13 protein-coding genes are annotated in these 20,606 nt (G+C 71.0%); 4 read left to right on the top strand and 9 right to left on the bottom strand.

Translation table 11 applies throughout. The features are described 5' to 3' along the window. Positions 1–3 precede the first annotated feature (3 nt). Positions 4–3,447 (bottom strand): S8 family peptidase, encoded by a 3,444-nt coding sequence (locus tag JEQ17_RS20190; protein ID WP_234048281.1) that lies wholly within the window; start codon positions 3,445–3,447, stop codon positions 4–6. A 326-nt stretch (positions 3,448–3,773) separates the two neighbouring features. Here JEQ17_RS20190 and JEQ17_RS20185 point away from each other — a divergent pair, with 326 nt between their 5' ends. Further along, positions 3,774–7,127: a tetratricopeptide repeat protein gene (locus JEQ17_RS20185; RefSeq protein ID WP_200396540.1), complete on the top strand. Its 3,354-nt coding sequence runs from the start codon at positions 3,774–3,776 to the stop codon at positions 7,125–7,127. Between the two features lie 96 nt (positions 7,128–7,223). On the opposite strand, the gene JEQ17_RS20180 is transcribed toward JEQ17_RS20185, so the two are convergent. Both JEQ17_RS20180 and JEQ17_RS20175 read right to left on the bottom strand, forming a co-directional pair. After that, the gene (locus tag JEQ17_RS20180) at positions 7,224–7,724 is read right to left on the bottom strand and encodes a DUF2165 domain-containing protein (protein ID WP_200396539.1); all 501 of its coding nucleotides are present in this window, start codon (positions 7,722–7,724) and stop codon (positions 7,224–7,226) included. A 68-nt stretch (positions 7,725–7,792) separates the two neighbouring features. Beyond that, entirely contained in the window at positions 7,793–8,644 is an 852-nt protein-coding gene (locus JEQ17_RS20175) for a hypothetical protein (protein ID WP_200396538.1), read from the bottom strand. A 98-nt stretch (positions 8,645–8,742) separates the two neighbouring features. Between JEQ17_RS20175 and JEQ17_RS20170 the strand changes: the two genes are divergently transcribed. Continuing rightward, entirely contained in the window at positions 8,743–9,528 is a 786-nt protein-coding gene (locus JEQ17_RS20170) for an SDR family oxidoreductase (RefSeq protein WP_200396537.1), read from the top strand. Between the two features lie 142 nt (positions 9,529–9,670). Continuing rightward, the gene (locus tag JEQ17_RS20165) at positions 9,671–11,215 is read left to right on the top strand and encodes a sodium:solute symporter family protein (RefSeq protein ID WP_200396536.1); all 1,545 of its coding nucleotides are present in this window, start codon (positions 9,671–9,673) and stop codon (positions 11,213–11,215) included. Between the two features lie 98 nt (positions 11,216–11,313). Here JEQ17_RS20165 and JEQ17_RS20160 read toward each other — a convergent pair whose 3' ends face one another. The 6 genes from JEQ17_RS20160 to JEQ17_RS20135 all read right to left on the bottom strand — a co-directional run bounded on the left by JEQ17_RS20160 (position 11,314) and on the right by JEQ17_RS20135 (position 17,120). After that, a complete protein-coding gene (locus JEQ17_RS20160; protein WP_200396535.1) occupies positions 11,314–12,240 on the bottom strand; it encodes a CU044_5270 family protein in 927 nt (308 codons plus the stop codon). Next, positions 12,237–12,983: an RNA polymerase sigma factor gene (locus JEQ17_RS20155; RefSeq protein WP_200396534.1), complete on the bottom strand. Its 747-nt coding sequence runs from the start codon at positions 12,981–12,983 to the stop codon at positions 12,237–12,239. The genes JEQ17_RS20160 and JEQ17_RS20155 overlap by 4 nt, the downstream gene beginning before the upstream one ends. Before the next feature lie 70 nt (positions 12,984–13,053). Then, complete coding sequence (locus tag JEQ17_RS20150; protein ID WP_200396533.1) at positions 13,054–14,208, bottom strand: ADP-ribosylglycohydrolase family protein; 1,155 nt, start codon at positions 14,206–14,208, stop codon at positions 13,054–13,056. Between the two features lie 327 nt (positions 14,209–14,535). After that, on the bottom strand, positions 14,536–14,736 hold the full coding sequence (locus tag JEQ17_RS20145; protein WP_055615876.1) for a DUF397 domain-containing protein: 201 nt from the start codon (positions 14,734–14,736) through the stop codon (positions 14,536–14,538). Positions 14,737–15,032: 296 nt separating this feature from the next. Beyond that, positions 15,033–15,902: a helix-turn-helix domain-containing protein gene (locus JEQ17_RS20140; RefSeq protein WP_200396532.1), complete on the bottom strand. Its 870-nt coding sequence runs from the start codon at positions 15,900–15,902 to the stop codon at positions 15,033–15,035. Positions 15,903–16,364: 462 nt separating this feature from the next. Further along, complete coding sequence (locus JEQ17_RS20135) at positions 16,365–17,120, bottom strand: GOLPH3/VPS74 family protein (RefSeq protein ID WP_055615874.1); 756 nt, start codon at positions 17,118–17,120, stop codon at positions 16,365–16,367. A 226-nt stretch (positions 17,121–17,346) separates the two neighbouring features. On the opposite strand from JEQ17_RS20135, the gene JEQ17_RS20130 reads away from it, so the two are divergent. After that, positions 17,347–20,418 (top strand): D-alanyl-D-alanine carboxypeptidase, encoded by a 3,072-nt coding sequence (locus JEQ17_RS20130; RefSeq protein WP_200396531.1) that lies wholly within the window; start codon positions 17,347–17,349, stop codon positions 20,416–20,418. The last annotated feature ends 188 nt before the right edge of the window (positions 20,419–20,606 follow it).

Genomic DNA, 20,606 nt, shown 5'->3' with positions numbered 1-20,606 from the left:
TTGCTACTTGCCGAAGTACGCGTCGTACACCGTCACCGACGACCTGTTGCCCTGCTTGTCGGTGATGTTGGCTCGGAAGGAGATGGATTTTGACTTCGCCGGGTTCTTCACCGTGATGCGGTTGTTCTTCACCGGGGTTTTCCGCCAGGTGCTCCCCCCGTCGTACGAGACGTACACCGCGAGCGACTTGAGGTTGTCGCCCGCTGCTGCGCCCTGGATTACCACCGGTATGACCGACTGCCTGTCCGCGGGGGCCCCGCCCGTCAGGTCCGTCTTTGCTGTGAAGCGGGCCGTGGATATGGGTAGTTGCGTGCGGGTTGTGGTCTTCGAGGAGCGGAACGTCCAGGTCGCGTCCACGCGGGTGGACGTCGTGGCTAGGGCCAGGTCCCGGCGGACCGACGTCGTCAGGCGGTAGGTCGCCGCCTCGGACGGGACCGTGAAGCCCTCGCCGTTGCCGTCGAGCGCGTCCGCGTTCTCCGTGAGCTTCACGCCGTTGCGGTAGAGGGTCGTCCGGACCGACTCGTACCTCGTCCAGCCCGCATGCCCGTCGCCGTCCGCGTGCAGGGGGAGGTCGCCGGTGAGCGTGTCGCCGTCCCTGGAGATGCCCTCGGCCAGGCTTAGGCGCGGGCCAAGTACGCCTGTGTTGAAGCGTGTCCCGTACGTGGCGCCGCCCTTGAAGGCGCGCGGCTCGTCGAAGGCGTAGTACGACTCGGTGGGGGCGGTGCCCTCCTCGTCAGGGGTGCCGGACTGCTCGAAGGCGATGTCCCACTTGGCGTTGTCCGGCGTGGAGAGGTGGACCGTGCGGGTGCGGGGGAGGTCCTGCGGGTCGGTGATCGGGGAGATGCCGCCGAGCTCCGGGAAGTAGCCGGCCACGTAGAGGCGGCCCTGCTTGCCCGGTGCCGACGCGCCCATGCCGACCTTGACCGTGGCGAGGTCCGAGGGGCGCAGCTGCTTGCGGTAACCGGTCGCGAGCTTGCGGGTGTTGCCGCCCAGCATGACGTCGTATTCGGTGTCGGTGCCCTTCTGCCACACGCCTATCCACTGCTGGTTCAGCGCGCCGGTGGTGACCTCCGGACCCAGATGCGCCGTCCGGAGGCTGTCGAACGTGTCGACGTCCACGCCCGTCTCGATGTTGTGGCCCTCACCCGCGTACCAGTACCGGGGCGCCACCCACGTCGGCTTCGCCGCGCTGTCCGGCACGGTGATGTCGACCGGCTTCGCCACGCGCGCGTCCGCCGTCACCGTCATGGCGCCGGTGACGTCCAGCCGCGGCTGGACCAGCCAGTCCGTGCCCGCGCGGGAGTCCTCCGGGTCCTCGGAGATCGTGGTGTCGAAGAGGTAAGTCCCCTTCGGCAGACGGACCTTGACCGTGCCCGACGCGTCGTGCGGTTCGCGGTAACTGCCCTGCGCCGCGCCGGTGATGCCGGCGAGGAACGACCAGTAGTCGGGCGTCGGGCGCCCGTCCCGGCCCACGAACTTCAGCGTCACGTCGTACGCCTCGGCCTCCCGCTTCACCACCGCGGCCGTGCGCACGGACTGACCACCGCCCGTCGCCACGACATACGCCGAGTACGTGCCGTCCAGCGTCCCGCCGAGCCTCGTGTCCGCCGTCAGGCTCACCGAAGCCCTGCTGCCCGCCGGGACGGTCAGCGTCCTCGTCCCGAGTGTGAAGAAGCCGGCCGGGGCGGGCTCGCCCTTCGGGCCGGTCGCCGTCACCGCGAGGTCGAGCGTGACGTCCGTCGTACCGAGATTCCTGTACGTGATCTCCTTCGCGACCGGGGTGTCGTCGGTGTGCGGCCACTGCTGCTCGCCGAAGTTCACGGACACCGGTTCGGCGACCACCGTCTGCGCGAGGGCCCGGTCGACGGCAATTCGGCCCGAACCCTGTTGGTACGGCTGGTAGTTGGCGCCACCGGTCGTCGAGGCCGTCAGCGCGCCCTTGAGTTCGGCGTACGTCCAGTCAGGGTGCCGCTGCTTCAGGATCGCGGCGGCGCCCGCCACATGCGGGGCCGCCATCGACGTGCCGGAGATCGTCAGATAGCCCTCCGGATTCTGGCCGACCTCCTGCTCGATGACGCTGCCCGGTGCCGCCGCGGCCGTGATGTCGACGCCGGGCGCGGTGACGTCCGGCTTGATGCCGCCGTCGCCGACGCGCGGCCCGCGGCCGGAGAACCCGGCGAGTTCGTCGTCGCCGTCCACCGCGCCCACCGTGAGCGCGGACTCCGCGCTGCCGGGGGAGCCGATGGTCTGCTCACCGGACTCGCCGTCGTTGCCCGCCGACACGGCGAAGAGGATGCCCTTGTCGGCGGAGAGCTTGTCGACTGCCGCTTCCAGGGGGTCCAGCCCGGGGGTGTCGCCGCCGCCCAGGCTGAGGTTCACCACGTCGGCGCCCTGTTCGGCGGCCCACTCGATGCCCGCGAGGATGCCGGAGTCGTCGCCGGAGCCCTCGTCGTCGAGCACCTTGCCGTTCAGCAGCTCGGCGCCCGGCGCGACACCCTTGAGGGCCCCGCCCGACTTGGCGCCCGTACCGGCGGCGATGGACGCGACATGCGTGCCGTGGCCGTAGTGGTCGGCAGCGTCGGGGGACGGGGTGAAGTTCCTGGCGGCCACCACCTGGTCCTTGAGGTCCGGATGGGTCGTGTCGACGCCCGTGTCGAGGACGGCGATCCTGACGCCCTTGCCGTCGTACCCGGACGCCCAGGCCCTGTCCGCGCCGATCTGGGGGACGGACTTGTCGAGGCTCGCCCTGCGCACACCGTCCAGCCAGACGTGGGCGATGCCGGACGCGGCCCTCGTGCTGCCGGGGCTCGCGTCGCCCGTTCCCGTACCACCGCCCTGCGTGTCGGTGACCGCCGCCCACAGACCGGCGGGGTCCCGGGTGGTGACGGCCTCGGCGTTCAGCGACTTCAGTGTGCGGCGGACCTCGGTGTCGTCCGCCGCGCGTACGTCCGCCTTCGCGGCCCTCGCCGTGCCCTGGTAGCCGACGATCACCTTCAGGGCCCGCCCGTGGGAGGCCCGGACCGCCTTCCCGGTCAGCTCGGTGATGTCGAAGAGCCGTCGGTCGAGCCTGCCCGAGGCGATCAGACGCTGTGCGTCGGCCGGCACGACCAGCGAGTGTCCGGACCCGGACTCCGTGAGCGTGCGGAACGCGATGTGCTCACGGCCCTCGGCGCGCTCCACGCCGAGGACCCGGCCCTTCGCGTCGACGGCGACCCGGTCACCGGTGATGAGCGTGACGCGATGCGCGACCGGCCTCTTCGCGGCCGGCCCCTTCGCGGCCGCGCCCGCCCCGGCCTCAGCGGTCTGCCCGACCTCGCCGGCCTCCCTGGCCTTCCCGGCCCCCGTGGACCCGCCGGTCGACGCCGGACCGGTCATGCCCGCCGTCAGCGCCACCGCGGCCGCCGCGGCGACCGTGGTGGCGTACGCCCTCTTCAGCTGTCTGTTCACGTCTCCCCCTGGGGATGACAACAGTTCCGTGCGAACTCGGCTCGCGCGGACGGAAGTTGGTACCACTTCAGGGACGTGAGCGGTCAGGCGGACAGTTGAGTTCCGGGGGAAGGATCCATCGCGCGTACCCCTCGGTCCCGGCCGGCGGTACTCGGGACGGACCGGCTCGCGGCTCGCTCCGTCGGAAGGCGGATGACCGCAAGGACCACCCCGCCTGCCGACTCCTAGGTCATTTTCCGCGGGCTGGGCCAGACTGGGTCCCGCACCACAAGCGGGACCACGAGCGGGACCAGAAGCGGGACCGGGAGCGGCAGGGAGGCGGACGGGTGGCGCAGGCAGGACCGTCGAGGCAGGAGCTGATCCAGCAGGGCAACCGCGCCGGATTCGTCGGCCGGGACACCGAACGGGCCGCGTTCCTGCGGAACTTCGACCTCCGGCCCGGCGACCCGGGACAGCGCTTCCGCTTCCACGTGCACGGCACCGCGGGCGTCGGAAAGACCTTCCTGGTCCAGGAGTTGCGGCACCTGGCACGCGAACGCGGGGCGCTCACGGCGTACGTGGACGAGCGTGCCGGAAGCGTCCCGGAGGCGCTGTCGGAGATCTGCGAGCAATTCGCGGACCAGGGACGGCGGTTGAAGGACCTGGAGCGGCGGCTGACCGCGTACCAGGAGCGGCGGCACGAGGCGGAGGCGGCCGCCCTCGCCGCGCTCGCCGGCGGCCCCGCACCGGAGCCGGAGGCGGCGTCGACCGGCAGCAGGGCCGCGGTGGGGCTGGGCCTCGCCGCCGTGGAGGCCACCCTGCCGGGCGGCAGCCTCCTCACCAGCGCCCTCCCCGCGGACCGGCTCGCCCAGGGCGCCGACCGCCTGCGGGCCGGCCTCGGCGCCCGCTTCCGCAACCCCGACGACATCGAACTCGTGACGTCACCCGAGAAGGTGCTCACCCCGATCCTGCTCCGCGAACTGCGCGCCGCCGCCTCCGCCTCGGCCTCCGCCTTCTCCTCCTCCACCTCGGAGTGGATCGTCCTGTTCTTCGACACGTACGAGCGGACAGGGCCGTATCTCGACCCGTGGCTGCACGAGATGATCACGCGCGGCACGGCCGACAGCAGGCTGCCCGCCACCGTCGTCGTGGTCACCGCAGGACAGCGCCCGCTGGACCCCGCCCGCTGGAGCGGCCTGGACTCGGTGGCGGAGGTTCCGCTCGCGCCGTTCACCGAGACCGAGTCGCGCCGGCTGCTCGCCGGGAAGGGGGTCGTGGCCGAGCCGGTCGTCGAGGAGGTGCTGCGCCTCACGGGCGGCCTGCCCGTCCTCGTGTCGACGCTCGCGAACAAGCGCCCCGGCGACCCGGACGCCGTGAGCGACCCGAGCGCCACCGCCGTGGAACGGTTCCTGAGGTCGGAGCCGGCCGTCCGCCGCAAGGTCGCCGGGATCTGCGCCCTGCCCCGGTGGCTCGACGCCGATGTCTTCCGGATCCTGGTCGTCGACCGCCCGGACGACGAACTGGACGCGCTGTACGAGTGGTTGACCGGGCTGCCGTTCGTCGGCGAACGCGGGGAGCGGGTGCAGTACCACGACGTCGTACGGGCGCCGATGCTGCGCATGGAGCGACGCAGGTCCCCGCGCGAGTGGGCCGGGCGGCACCGGCGGCTGGCGGAGGCGTTCGCCCGGTGGGGCGACGACGTGGGGGCCGGCCGGGAGCCCGAGGACCTGTGGGAGGACGAGGAGTGGCGCGGGCTGCGCCTGGAGGAGACGTACCACCTGCTCTGCGCCCGGCCGCCCGCGGCGCTCGGCGGGGCACTGCGGTCGCTGGTCGAGACCTGCCGTGAGGACGCGGTCGCCGGCCGTCGCTGGGCACGGATGCTGGCGGAGGCGGGCGACGTGACGGACAACGCGGCCCTCAGGGAGTGGGGCCGGGAGCTGGGCGAGGCGCTCGCGGACGACGAGGCCGGGGTGGCGGGAGCGATGGCCCTGCTCGTGACCCGGCCGGGACTGGACACCGGCGGGCGGGCGGCGGCGCACACCCTGCGCGGCAGGGAACTGCGCCACGGCGGGGAGTACGGGCGGGCGCTGGAGGAGTACGCCCGCGCGCTCGAACTCGATCCGGAGATGGCCCGGGCCCACTACGGCCGCGGCTTCACCCACCGGCTGATGAACGACCTCCCGGCCGCGCTGGCCGCCTTCGACCGGGCGGCCGAACTGGCCCCCGACACCTGGTGGATCATCGCCGAGCGCGCGGAGACCTATCGGCTCTCGGCCCGTTTCGAGGAGGCCGCCGTCGACTTCGACCGCGCCGTCGCCCTCGACCCGACCGATGGCGAGGTCCTGACCGGGCGAGCCGTGTGCCGACAGGCCCTCGGGCGGTACGACGAGGCGCTCGCCGACTTCAACCGTGCGCTGAGCATCGACGGGGAGTATGTGTGGGCGCTGGTGCGCAGGGCCCGGCTGCGCCGCGTCCGAGGGGAACAGGACGAGGCGTTCGCCGATTTCGACCGTGCGGTCGCGCTCGCGCCCGACGAGGCCTGGGTCGCGTCCGAGCGGGGTGACGCCTACCGGCGCGCCCGCCGCTACGAGGAAGCCGTCACCGAGCTCGGCCGGGCCGTCTCCCTCGAACCGGACTACGCCTCGGCCCTGGCCAGTCGAGGTCAGGCTCTCCATGAACTGGGGCGGTACGAGGAGGCGTTGGCCGACCTGGACCGCGCGGTCGAGCTGGAGCCCGACTACTCCTGGGCGCTGGTGATGCGGGCCCACGCCAAGCACGAACTGGGCGACCCGGAGGGCAAGTTCGAGGACCTGCGGCGAGCCGTGGACACGGATCCCCACGTCGACTGGACCAGTCACGAACTGGGCGTGGAGTACCGCAACGTGGGCCTGTACGAGGAGGCGGTCACGGTCTTCGGCCGCATACTGGAACGCAGCCCGGACGACCACGTCACACGGGCAGGTCTCGGCGGGACCTACCGCGCCATGAAGGAGTACGACCAGGCCCTCCGCCACCTGGACCGTGCCCTGGAGCTGAACCCGGACTACGGATGGGCGTACGCCTCACGCGCCCGGGTCGGCCTGGCGACCGGACGGACCGAGCGGGCGCTGGCCGACCTGGACCGGTGCGTCGAGCTGGCGACGGAGGTGGACTGGGCACGCCGTACGGCCATCGAGTTGCTGATGCACTGCGACCGCTGGGACGAGGCATCGGCCCGCCTGACCGACGCGGACCGGGCGCCGACGCCCGACGACGACCTGGACGACCTGCGCATCGAGGCCCACCGGCACGCGGGGCGGTGGACCGAGGCCCGCCGACTGGCCGAGCGGATGCGGGAGGCGGAGCCGATTCCCGGCACCTTCCAACTGGCCGTCACCGTCAGCAGATCCGAGGGCCTGCCGGCCGCCGAACCCTTCTGGCGGGAGCTGGCCCGGACGATCGAGGAGGGCGGCGGACTGGACGACGCGGAGCGCGCCCAGGGCCGCTGCTTCGTCGCCTGCGCCCTCGCCGACTGGCCCGCCGCGGACCGGGGCCTGGCCGAGTTCCTGGCCATGACCCCCGACTGGGACGCCCTGGCGAACCTGGCCGCCGTCCTCACCGACGTACTGGAGAGCCCCGGCTCGGACCGGGACCGCGTCACCGCCCGCCTCACGGAGCTCACGGCGGCCCGCGACGCGATCCGAACCAGGCACGCCCGATGACGGGCGCAGCCCGTCAGGGGCGCGGGGAACTGCGCGACCGGCCACAACCGGCCCGCGGCCGCCGAACAACCCCCGACACCCCCCACGGAGCGACTCCTACACGTCGTCACTCCCGACCCGCTCCACCGGCAGGTGAATCACCACCAGCACAACCCCGCTCAACAAAAACACCCGCATCGCCGCATCGAGCCCGTTCCAGTCCTCCGACTGCCACATCGCGAACCACTCGCCACCGATGGCGAGAAACCCCGCCCCGAAGAGCAGCATCAACATCAGCAGCCCGAGCGTGGAGGTCCGCCGCGCCCGGACATGGTCGCGGCGGAGCCACTGGAACGTGCCCAGGATCAGGACGAGCGCGGCGACCGTCTCCCACACGATGATCGCTATGTACGCGGCGTCCTGGAGCCCCTTGGACTCGACGGCCCGCCACATCAGGTCGTCGTCCTTGAAGGTGGTGTCCATGGCCAGGACGTGCTGTACGAACTGCTGGTTGGTGCCGAAGTCGGTGATGTTCCCGAACGCCACGAGCGTGATGTAGAGCGCGACCGTGCCGGTGAGCAGGGTCGCGGTGAGCGGAAGCGCGCGTGCTGCGGCCATTCCTCAAGTCCCCTTTCGCGTAGGTGCGTTGGTCAACCGCGAGGGACCTGCGTATATGCCGCGGCGGGTCACCGCAAGCGGTCGACGTACCGATCCGTACCCGGCACCGTCGGAATGAAGGGCGCCACCAACTCGACGCGCCCCAGACCTGTTTCGGCCACGGGAGCGTCCAGCCCCGTGAAGTACGGATCCCAGCACTCCCGCGGATCCGCCTCCAGGAACCACAGCAGCGTCAGCCGCGTATCGACGCCCTCGACCTGCTTCACGTACGTCATGCGGTCGCCGGGGAGCGGGGTCGGGCGGAAGATCGTGACCATGGAGGCGGGGGAGCCCGCGAGGCGTTTGGGGAGGTGGCGCGAGCGGAGCCACTCCAGCAACTCGGCGCGCTGCGCGGGGGATTCGGCGTCGATGACCTCCACCACCAGGCCCGCGTACGGGTGGTCTAGGGCGTGGAAGTCGCGCGGCCCGGCGGCCCCGTCCCGGTAGACGCTCGCCTCGTGGTCCTGGAACGCGGTGAAGACGTGCGTGCGGTCCTGGTAGACGCGGCCGTCCCGATTCAGCCGTTTGTTGATGCCGACGGTCCACTTCATGTGGTCGTCGTAGCGGCCGTCGGTGACCCAGTACGTCGAGATGTAGCAGCCGGCGGTGACCGGCTGGGCGACCGCCGACTTCTCGGGGTAGCGCAGGAGTTGGAGGTCCCGGGTCGCGACCCAGCGCCGGCCCGCGTACATCCACGGCATCGCCATCGCGCCCGCGTAGTAGTGGTCGTCCTCGTACCAGCGGTTGTACGCGTACTCGTGGCCCGGATGCGGCTCCACCATCGTGATCAGGGCATGGCCGGGGTGGACGCCGTACGGGCCGACGCCGGCCAGTTCCGCGTACACCTCGCTCCGGGTGTCGTTCGGCGTGTCATCGAGCATGGCACTCCCCTTCCTTCCTCGTCCGGCCTTCCTTCCTCCTCCGGACGGACCTACTCTGACGGACCGTCAGATCAACCGCCAGAGCCGGGAGGCCTGCAATGTCACTGCTCCAGGGCAAGACCGTCGTCGTCTCGGGGGTCGGGGCCGGGCTCGGTCACCAGGTCGCGGCGGCCGTCGTGCGGGACGGCGGGAACGCCGTGCTCGGCGCCCGCACCGAGGCCAATCTCGCCAAGTCGGCCGCCGAGCTCGACCCGGACGGCGCGCACACCGCTTTCCGGGCCACCGACATCACCGACGAGGGCCAGTGCGAGGCGCTCGCCGCGCTTGCGAAGGAGCGGTTCGGGCGGATCGACGCCGTCGTCCATGTGGCCGCCTGGGACAGCTACTTCGGCGGTCTGGAGGACGCCGACTTCGCCACCTGGCAGTCCGTCCTCGACGTGAACCTGCTCGGCACACTGCGGATGACCCGCGCCTGTCTGCCCGCCCTGAAGGAGCACGGCGGGTCCGTGGTCGTGATCGGCACGCAGTCGTCCGTCGCCGCCCCCTCCCAGGTGCGACAGGCGGCGTACGCGGCCTCCAAGGGCGCTCTGACCAGCGCGATGTACTCCATGGCCCGGGAGCTGGGCCCGCACCGGATCCGGGTGAACACCGTGCTGCCGGGCTGGATGTGGGGGCCGCCGGTGGAGGCGTACGTGAAGTTCACCGCGCACACCGAGGGCGTGCCGGAGGCCGAGGTGCTGGAGCGGCTCACCTCGCGGATGGCCCTGCCGGAGCTGGCCACGGACTCGGACGTGGCGGACGCGGCCGCGTTCCTGGCGTCCGACCGGGCTCGCGCGATCACCGGGCAGTCGCTGCTGGTCAACGCGGGGGAGCTGATGCGGTAGCCCGATCCGACCTTGTTCATGGACATGAACCGAGGTCAGTGAGCAGAACTATTTTACCTCCTCTTGGCAGTCCGGGCTGTTGTCGGAGTCATGCCATCGAACCCACGATGAGCGGGCGTCACACGACCCTGGGAGGGGGCATATGAACGGTCTCGACTGGGCCGTGCTCATCGGCTACTTCGGTGTGATGGTCGCGATCGGTGTCTGGTCCCACAAACGGGTCGACAACGTCAGCGACTTCTTCACGGCCGGCGGCAAGATGCCGTGGTGGCTGTCGGGCATCTCCCATCACATGTCCGGCTACAGCGCGGTGATGTTCACCGGCTACGCCGCCATCGCCTATACGTACGGCATCACTTCCTATGTCACCTGGTCCTTCCCCATCGCCATCGGCATCGCGATCGGCGCGAAGCTGTTCGCGCCCCGGCTCAACCGGGTGCGCTCACGGCTGCACGTGGCCTCGCCGCTGGAGTATCTGAAGAACCGCTACAACCTGCCCACCCAGCAGGCGCTCGCCTGGTCCGGCGTGCTGCTGAAGATCGTGGACGTGGGCGCCAAGTGGGCCGCCATCGCGACCCTCTTGTCCGTCTTCACCGGTGTCTCGCTCAACATGGGCATCCTGATCACCGGCGCCGTGACGGCCGTCTACTGCACGGTCGGCGGGCTCTGGGCCGACGCGCTCACCGAACTGGGCCAGTTCATCATCCAGTTCATCGCCGGTATCGCGATGCTCGTCGCGGTCATGGCCGAGCTCAACGGCTTCAGCACGCTGTGGAGCGTCTGGGACGAGCCCGCGCTCGACGGCCACACCAAGCCGCTGGCCGGCCCGTACATGATGGTCTTCCTGATCGCCTATCTCTTCATCAAGACCTTCGAGTACAACGGCGGAATGTGGAACCAGGCCCAGCGCTACATGGCCACGGACTCCGCGAAGTCCGCCACCCGGTCGGCCGCCCTGTCCGCCGTGCTGTGGCTGGTCTGGCCGCTCGTGCTGTTCTTCCCGATGTGGGTCGCGCCGCTGATCATCAAGACGGACGTGCCGGCCGACTCGTACGCCCTGATGGCCGAACAGCTGCTGCCGCACGGGCTGTTGGGGCTGGTCATCGTCGGGTTCTTCTCCCACACGATGGCGATGTGCTCGTCCGACGCCAACGCGATCGCGGCCGTCGTCACGCGCGACATCATGCCCGCCGTCTCGCGCAAGGTGCGCGAGTGGGACACCCGGATGGGGCTGCTGGCCGCACGCTGGGCCACGCTGCTCTTCCTCGGACTGTCGATGGCCATCGCGACGCAGGTCAACTCCGGCTTCTTCGACGACATCATCACCGTTGTCATCAAGTGGGTCGCGGGGCTCATGGGTCCGATCGCGATCCCGCTGATGCTGGGCCTGCTGCCCTGGTTCCGCAAGAGCGGTCCGACGGCAGCGCTGATCAGCTGGGGGCTCGGCCTGTTCACCTTCTGGCTGGTCAACTACCCGATCAGCTGGAACGTCGACGGCGGCGTACCCCTGCAGTACCAGGTGTCGATCCCGCTCGCGGTCTCGCTCGTCCTCTACATCCTCATCGGGTACGTGAAACCGGAGGACACGCCTGAACGGGACGCGCTCATCGAGAAGATCAACAACGATGACCCCGGCTCGACGTCCACTGCGGTACCGGCTCCCGCGGGGGCGGCGGGCGTGGAGTGAACTTCGTACGGTGGTAGGGCAGTTGGGCGCATGAGGCAGGGCGACCGTTCCCTTGGGAGCGGTCGCCCTTCTCGTCGGGCGTCCACGCTGACGAAGCGTCAACTCTTCGGCGTGTCACCGATCTTGTCGACGACTCCGGCACCGAGCAGGGCCACTTCGTCGGACCCGAGGTAGTTGAGGGACTTCCTGTCGAAGACCCACACGTCGGGGTCGTCGCGGTCCTTGAAACTCAGGCCGATACCGGGGCGTCCCGCGAGGTCCTCGGCGTTCTCGACCACCCTGACGCCCGGGATCCTCGCGGCGGCGCGGTAGAGGGCCGCGCCCACCTCGGGGAGGAGGGTGGCAGTGTCGAGCATGTCGCCGATCGCCTCCAGCGCGGACTCGTCCCGGCTCTGCCCCTCGCCCGCGGCGTCCGCGTAGATCTTCTTCAGCAGCCGGTCGGGGTCGGTGGGCAGCGCCTCCAGCTCGCGGTACGTGGTGACGTTCGGGTCGGGAGACAGCGTCATGTCGGCCGGGACGCCCTTGGGGGTCCGCTCCCCCGGGAGGTTCGGGCCCGACACCACCGTGGTCCGGGCCAGTCCGGAGCGCCTGCCGTCGACGGCGGTCCAGTCCGTCCGGCGGAAGACCTGGGTGCCCATCTCCTCCATGTCCATGGAGCCCTGGACGCTGATGCAGACGTACTGGTCGTCGCGGACGGCCACGGACTTCTTCGCGGCGGCGACCGTGGCGATGCGGTTCAGGAGGTCGACGGCCTCCTGGTCGGTGGTCGGGGCGTCCGGTCCGGCGGTGGCGGTGACGACGGCCGCGGTGACGGCGGCGACGGCGGTCGCGGCGGCGAGTGGTACGGCGAACCGGCGGCGGGCGGCGGTCCTCGGCCGCGCGGTGGCCGCGGTGGCCGTGACGTCGTCCCGGGTGAGCTCTCGCATCAGATGGTCCTTCATCAGATCATGGCGGTCGCTCGGCAGGACCGCGTCACCCGGGCTCGGCAGCAGCCTGGCCAGTTCCTCGCGCTCTTCGGGCCTCATCGGTACTTCTCCTGTGTCGACCGGGCCGCTTCGGGGCGGCTGCTGGGGACCTGTCCGGTACGGGGACGGTGTCTCGGTTTTTCTTCAGGCTCTTCTTCCTGGGCGGCCCGCTTCGGCCCCCGCCCGGGCCCGCGGCGGGCCAACTCCGCCTCCGCCAGGCGCCGCAGCCGCTGCCGGGCACGGGCGAGCCGCGACCGTACGGTGCTCGCCGGCACCCCCAGTGCCTCACCGGCGGCCGCATAGCTCAGCTCCGACCAGACGCACAGCGCGAACACCTCGCGCTCGGACCTGCGCAGCCGCTTCAGCGCGACCCGGGCCGCCGCGAGCCGCTCGGTGTCCTCCAGACGCCCGACCAGCTCGTCCGCGAAGTCCGGCACGATGTCGTGGTCCGCCCTGCTCCCGTGGAGGCGGCCGAGCGCGGCACCGTGCCGCCGCGTGGCCCGCCGGGTGTTCCGCAGCACGTTGGTGGCGACGCCGTAGAGCCAGGGCCGCAGCCCGTCGCCCTCGGGGAGTCCGGGGCCGTCCCGGGCGCCGTCCTCCTCGGGGGGCCCGGCATCGGGTCTCAGCCGCTCCCGCAGGCGCCACGCCTCCAGGAAGGTCAGGGAGACCACGTCCTCCGCGGCGGTGCGGTCTCCGGTCAGGCGGGCGGCGTAGCTGTAGACGGCCCGCGCGTGCGCGGTGAACAGCTCGGCGAACGCCTCCGGGTCACCGGCCCGTATCCGGGCACGTAGGGAAAGTTCCACGACCAGCCCTGTCCGCCCGGCGTCCCTCGTCCCTGTGGCGCCGGTCACATCGAGTGTCGGTGGGCGGTGGTCAGCCCGCCGGGACCGGGGTGGCGCCCGCCAGGGCCGCGTAGCCGCGCGGGTAGCGGGCCAGCCAACCCGGTGAGGAGCCCGCCGGGCCGTGCAGGGCCGGGCCCTGGGTCATCTCCATCGCGAAGTCGTCCGCGAGGACGAGCATGGTGGGGCGGCCCTCCAGCTCGGCCAGCCAGGACGGCGGCAGGGCCGTCTCGCCGTGGAGCGAGCCGAGCAGGGCGCCCGTGAGCGCGCCGGTGGCCGCCGAGTCGCCGCCGTGGTTCACCGACAGGCACAGACCGTGGCGGGTGTCCTCGCCCACCAGGGCGCAGTAGACGGCGACCGAGAGCAGCCCCTCCGCCGTACCGGCCCCGGCCAGGTCCTCGACCCGGGCCGGAGTGGGCATGCCCTGCCGTACGGCCCCCAGCGCCTGCTGGAGCGCGTCCGCGACGGGCTGGTGCCCCGGGCGCCCGGCGAGCAGCTGCAGCGCCCGCTGGACGGCCGCGTCGAGGCTCTCACCGCGCGCCAGACCGTGCACCACGACGGCGTACGCCCCCGCCGACAGGTAGGCCGTCGGATGCCCGTGGGTCTGTGCGGCGCACTCCACCGCGAGCTGCATCACCAGCTGCGGCTCCCAGCCGACGAGCAGCCCGAAGGGCGCGGAGCGGACCGCCGCCTCCGGGCCCCGCTCATCGGGGTTCTTGGGCGCGTCGAGCGTCCCCATCATCTCGTCGCCGAGCCCCACCAGACAGGCGCGCGGGGGCTCACGCCGGGCGTACAGCCACTCCTCGCGGGCCAGCCAGCCGTCCTCCTTGCGCCGCTCGTCGGGACCCCAGTCGCGCTGTGTGGCGGCCCACCGCAGATATGCCCGGTGCAGGTCCGTCGGCGGGTGCCAGGCTCCGGTGTCCCGGCGCACCTGGGCCCTTATCAGCCCGTCCATGGAGAACAGCGTCAGCTGCGTGAGATGGGAGACGGCTCCGCGTCTGCCGTGCCCGAAGGCCAGATCAGTGAGCCCCTGAGCCCCGTGCGCCTCGCGGATCCCGTCCATCGACAGACCCGCGACGGGCGAGCCCAGCGTGTCCCCGACGGCCGCGCCGAGGAGCGTGCCACGCACCCGGCTGCGGAAGTCCTGCTGTTCGGCACGGCCCCAGACGGCACCGGCTGTCGCACCCACCGAGGCCTCCTACAGATCCCGATCCGCTCCCGTGCCGATTCCGTCGGTACGGCCGACAGTCCAGCACTGTAATCGAACGGGAACGGTCGGTTGAAGGTCGGAGCGGTTTGCGAACAGTTAGGGGAACTGATCATCTTTGGAGGTCTTGAAGGATGGGAAATCCGGAAAAGGCCGAGCCCCCTCGGCCAGGACGGCGGGCCGGTCGAGAGGGCTCTTTCGTGGTGCTTGTGCAGTTGTTGATCCGGTTGTTCGGAGCAGTTGTCGATCCCGTTGTCGGTGCTCTTGCCGCGTTGGTGCTCGTGCTGCGCGAGGCATCCGGTGGTGGGGTCAGACGGTGCCCCGGCTCACCTCTGCCACGAAGGCGTTCCACGAGCCGGCCGCGAAGGCCAGCGTCGGACCCTCGTGGACCTTGGAGTCGCGGACGGCCAGCGCCGTCAGGACGGGGGACTTGACCTCGACGCACGCGCCGTTGCCTTGGGAGTACGAGGACTTCGTCCACGTATCCGTGGCGCCTTGCTTGATTGCCATGTTCGCTCCGGTAGCCAGTTGCTGAGTTGCTGTCACCGCACTGCGGGTTCGTTCCGGAACCCACGGTTCGGATTGCGCCAAGGTTGTTGCTGCTTGGCGTGATCGACGCTACTCGCCAACATCGGCGTACGAAGCGACTATTCACTCGACCGGGTGGCATATACCAGTGGAGTCTTCCGTCGAGATACCGCGAGGGTGTATTGTCCGGCGCCCTCTCGCCGGGAGCGGTGGAAATCGGCCCAACACCGCCTCGTGCGCCACTCGGTGACGCCCTGTCCCACCGGTGGCGCCCTGCCTCAGGACATCGCTTCGGTGGCGTAGTCCTTGGCGACGTCCGCGATGAACTCCCGGGACTGGTCCGCGTTCAGGGCCTGCGCCCGCAGGTGCTCGTACATGACGCTGTACTTCTGGACGTCGTTCGCCTTCTCCAGGTACAGGTCGCTGGTGACGCCCTCGATGTAGACCACGCTGGAGTCGGCCGCGTCCGGGAACTCGAGGATCGCGTACTGCCCGCTGACCCCGGGGTGGGCGCCCATGGTGAACGGAATGACCTGGACCGTCACATGCGGCACGTGGGACATCTCGACGAGATGCTCCAACTGCTCGATCATCACCTGCTTGTTGCCGACGGTCCGGCGCAGCGCGGCCTCGTCCAGCACGGCCCACAGCCGCAGCGGGTTCTCCAGGTCGGAGATACGTTCCTGTCGCCGCAGCCGTACCTGTACGCGCTTCTCGATGTCGCCGGGAGCCGCCTCCGGGAGCGCGCCCTGGATCAGGGACTCGGCGTACGGACGGGTCTGCAGCAGGCCCGGGACGACCAGCGGGTCGTACACGCGCAGGCTCGCCGCGTCCGTCTCCAGACCGATGTAGACGCTGTACGGGATGTCGCCGAAGGAGTGCCACCAGCCCTGCTGGCGCGAGTCCTTGGCCATCTGCATCAGCGAATCGACGATCCGGACGTCCTCGACCTCGTACACCCCGCACAGATCACGGACGTCGCGCTGGCTGATGCTGCGCCGCCCGTTCTCCAGGCGGCTGATCTTCGACTGCGAGACAAGCAGCCGCTCGGCCACTTCTTCTGCCGTCATGCCCTTGAGCTCGCGGAGCCGGCGCAGCTCCTGGCCCAACCGGCGTCGCCTGACGGTGGGATTGACATTGGACGCCACGGGACGTGCACCTCCGGCTGCGTACTGTCTGTACTTTGCGTATCTGCTGTTGAGCAGATTGCCACCAAGGTGCTTGCTACCGCTGGGAAACAGCGGATATGCCGTGCGTACCCGCCACTTGTCGCCACCTCACGCCACCTTGCGTGGAAGAGTGGTGAGAAGTGTGATGAGACGCGCGGTTGTACGTGGAGACACGTGACGTTGCGATACATACGGCTTGGCGGCACATGAGTGGACATGCGGACGCGCGGGGCGGTGGGCCGTGTCGTCGTCCGGACGTACGGCCCACCGCCCCGCGCGGCCCAGCGGCTCCCGAACCGGGTCTTGGGGACGTCGGTGCGGCGCTGACGTGCGTGACGCGCGATGCGTGCTGCACGGTGGGTGCTGCGGTTGTCGGGTCCTGCTGGTCCTACGGGTCCTGCAGTGCCGCGGTCGTGCCGGCGAGTGCCGTGGGACTGCGGCTCAGTGAGCCACGGCACGCGCCATCGAACCGCGGCGCGGTTGCATCGGGACGCCCCTGGCGGGCTCCGGTGCGGGCCTGGCTCCGGGGGCGGCCTGACGGCCGGCCGGTGCCGGGCTGCGGCGTGGCTGAGCGGCCACACCGTTCTGGACGTCCATCACGGCGTGCGCCACGAGGCCGCCCATGGGGTCGTGCCTGATCAGGTCCCGGAGACGGGAGCGAGACGAACGCCCTTCGTTCCCCGGGTAGAGGTGCTTGCCCAGGCCGACGGCGTGCGCCAGCGCGGCCAGCGCGGCGGTCCGCGGGTCCGGCGGTACGCCGGTGCGGATCGCGCTGTCCAGCCGGGCCCTGATCTCCCGGCTGATCTCCGTGTCCGTCGCCTGATAGCGAGTCGTCGGAAGCACCCCGCACATCTGTCCCGCCACGGCATGCACCATGCCGCACCGCTCCAGATGCGAGAGATATGTCTGGCGCAGCCCCAGTCGGGGTCCGCCGATCCAGTTCACAGCGCGTACTGGAGCACCCCGCCTGCGGAGTAGTTCCAGCGCACAGTCCAAGGTCGGATCTCCGGTCGGCCGTGGTGCCACCACGGCGATACGATCCCCGTCTGGGGCTATCCGTCCGGCCAGCGCCAGCTCTACTAGCTGCGCTCCGGCCAGACCTAGGTCGAGCGACTGCGGCTGTGCGGTGGTACCCGTGGTCGGGTCCAGCGCCAGCAGCAGAAGCTCCTCCGGAAGTGTTCTGCGGCTCCTGCCCATCCATGCCTCCCCGCGTGGATGAATGACAGGGTGACCCCTCTCACATTGGTCTGTCGAGAGTGCGTGACCGGAATGTAGTGGAACCGATAGGTATGTCGTTCTCGTCTACCACGGGGGTTAAGCCCGCACACAGGACACTGGTACATGGTTCGGACACGGGATGTCCGGGCGTGTGTGCATGGCTTGGCGGGTTCATGGTTCGGTTGGCCGCACTGAGTTGTGGCGCATGGAGGAGGCATCGGTGGCGGGCGAGTCCCCCGACAGGTCGAAGCAGCACGAGTCGTCGGCAGAACCGACGTCGGGGAGCAAGGCTCCGGTTCCGGATCCGCGGCTGGCGGTCGCCAGGGAGGCGGTGACGGCGGCGTCCCGGGTGGACACGGCCACGGCGGTGTTCTCGACGAAGCGCTCCGCGGGGTCGGCGGAGTCGGAGGGGTCCGTCGCCGGGAGTTCCCAGGGGAGTGACGGTTCTGCGGACCGGGAGTCCGCCGGTGAGGGCCCCGCCAAGGGCACCGAGGGCGGTGACGCGCGACTGCGGGACGTGGTGGCCGCGTGGGTCGCGACCGCGGACGACGAGGCCCCTGAGGGCGCCTCTGACGCCGCGGGCTCCGATGGATCCGACGGCGCGGAGGTTCCCGGTGCCGCGGAGGGGTCCGACGGTCCGGAATCGGCCACATCGGATTCGGCCGGTTCGGCCGGGGGTGGCGCCGGGGGTGCCGCCGGTGGCGGTGACTCGGACGACGAGGGTGAGTCCGGGGTGAAGGGCGGGACGGCCGGGGCCGAGACCGACGACGCGTCCACGGACGAGGACGCCGAGCCGAAGGATGCCGCTGCCGCGCAGACCCCGGCGGAGGATGACGCTCCTGCCGACTCCGACTCCGACTCCGACTCCGACTCCGACTCCGACTCCGAGACCGACGGTGACGGCGCGAAGCCCGCTGGTGGCGCCGACGCCGAGCGGGAGCCCGAGGGCGAGTCGCCGAGCGAGGCGACCGACGAGGCGAAGGATCAGCCGGAGGCCGGAGCCGACACGAAGGCCGACGCAGCGCCTGAGGCGCTCGCGTCTGATGCGTCCGACGAGTCCGACGGTGACGGTTCCGGCGACGGTGACGGCGACGCGAAGGTCGCCACCGATTCCGAGGCCGATGCTGCCCCCAGCGCGGGCGAACCCGCTGACGAGGTCCCTGCCAAGGCCGACGCCGCGAAGGCCGACGCCGTGCCTGAGGCCGGTGCTGCGCCCGGTGCGGATGAGCCCGCTGACGAAGCTCCCGCCGGGGCCAAGGCTGACGCTGTGAAGGCCGACGCTGTGCCTGAGGCCGGTGTTGCGTCCGGTGCGGGCGAGCCCGCTGACGAAGCTCCCGCCGGGGCCAAGGCTGACGCTGTGAAGGCCAGTCCCACGGGTGAACCCGCTGACGAAGTCCCCGCCGGTGCCGCGAAGGTCGGCGCTGTCGTCGATGCGGATGCCGCCGCAGGTGAAGGCCCCGGTGAGGGCAATGCCGGCGCCGACGCCGAGTCCGACGCAGCAGCCGGCGGTGACGCGGACTCCGGCGGCGACCCGGAGCCCCCCGTCGATCAGCCCACCGCCATCTTCAAGATGCCGGCGCGTGCCGTGGATCAGCCCACCACCATGCTCAAGTGGGGCGGCGCCAAGCCGGGTGCCGGGACCGACGAGAAGCCCACGACCGAGCCGGACGCCGGAGCGGCTGCCGGAGCGGACAAGGGCACGGCAACCGACCCCGCCAAGGGCGCCGACCCCGGCAAGGATGCCGAGTCCGGCAAGGGCGCCGACCCCGGCAAGGGTGCCGAAGGCAAGCCCGGTCCGGCCTGGGCCGCCAAGCCCTCCGCCGAGGCGGAGTCCGAGCGCACCAGCAAATTCGTGGCGCTCAAGCCGCTCGACGAGCCTGCGCCGCCGAAGGCGCGGCCGGTCGCGCCGCCGTCGGTGCCGCCGGCCGCCGAGACGGCCGCCGTCCCGCAGGTCGGCCCCGAGCGGACGACCCAGCAACCCCTGCCGCCGAAGCCCCCGTTGGACCTGCTGGCGGAGCTGACGAACACGCCGCCGCCCCGGCAGACCCCGGTGCGGACCGTCGTACGGCGGGTCAAGATCTGGACCCCGCTGGTGCTGCTGCTGGCCGTGGTGTTTGCAGTCGTACAGGCCGTACGCCCGCTGCCCACCCCCACGCTCGCGCTGACGGCCGACGAGTCGTACGCCTTCGAGGGGAACAAGGTCTCCCTCCCGTGGCCCGACGAGGGCCAGGGCTGGATGGACGTGAACGGCATCGGCACGGTCGACAGGTTCGGTGAGCAGAAGCCGGTCGCCATCGGCTCGGTCGCCAAGGCCATGACGGCGTACGTGATCCTCAAGGAGCACCCGCTGAAGCCCGGCGAGGACGGCGCGAAGATCCCCGTCGACGCGAAGGCGGAGACGGAGGGCGGCTACGACGCGCAGGGCGAGTCGACGCTCAACACCGTCAAGGAGGGCGACACCCTCACCGAGAAGGACGCCATCGCGGCCATCATGATCCCCTCCGCGAACAACATCGCCCGGCTGCTGGCCCGTTGGGACTCGAACGGTTCCGAGGAGGAGTTCGTCAAGAAGATGAACGACGCCGCCAAGGACCTCGGGATGACCAAAACGACGTACACCGACCCCTCGGGCCTCAAGGAGACCACCGTCTCCACCGCCGAGGACCAGGTGAAGCTCGGCAACGAACTGGTGCGGATGCAGGCGCTGGTGGACATCACCAAGCTGCCGACCTGGGTGGACCCGTCCGGCAAGAAGTGGGACAACTACAACCGCCTCGTGCCGTACAACAACGCCATCGGCATCAAGACCGGCTCCACCACCAAGGCCGGCGGCAACCTGCTCTTCGCCGCCACCCAGGAGGTCGGAGGCGAGAACGTCATCGTCGTCGGCGCGGTCCTCGGCCAGCACAAGCCGCCGATCATCGACACGGTCAACGCGGTCAGCAAGGAGGCGATGATCGCCGCCCAGGAGGCGCTGACCTCGCAGAAGATCCTGAAGAAGGGCGACGTCGTCGGGTACGTGGACGACGGGCTCGGCGGCCGGACGCCGGTCGTCGCCACGAAGGACGTCTCCGCGGTGGGCTGGGCCGGACAGACCGTCAAGCTGAAGCTGGGCGAGGACGGCACGGCCATCCCGCACGCGGCGAAGGCGGGAACCAAGGTCGGCTCGCTGAGCGTCGGTGACGGCACGAGCGGCAACGCGGTCGAGGTGCCCGTGGCGCTCCAGTCGGACCTCGTCGAACCGGGCTACGGGTCCAAGCTCACCCGGGTGAGCTGACGTACGTACAGGGCCGCGGCGGCTTGGGGGCGTAACGCTCCCAAGCCGTGCCGAAACGGTCGTACGTCACCGACGGAGTACCGCCCCGGCGCTCTGCGCCGGGGTGCGTGCTAGCGTCGCGAGAAGGGCAGGTCGCCCGCCGCGGGGCCCGGCCGAGAGCGAAAACAACGGGACACGGGAGTGCCTTC

This window comes from Streptomyces liliifuscus, from assembly GCF_016598615.1.
Lineage (GTDB): Bacteria > Actinomycetota > Actinomycetes > Streptomycetales > Streptomycetaceae > Streptomyces > Streptomyces liliifuscus.
Note: the sequence above shows the minus strand (reverse complement) of the source record. Positions and strands in the feature narration are given on the sequence as shown.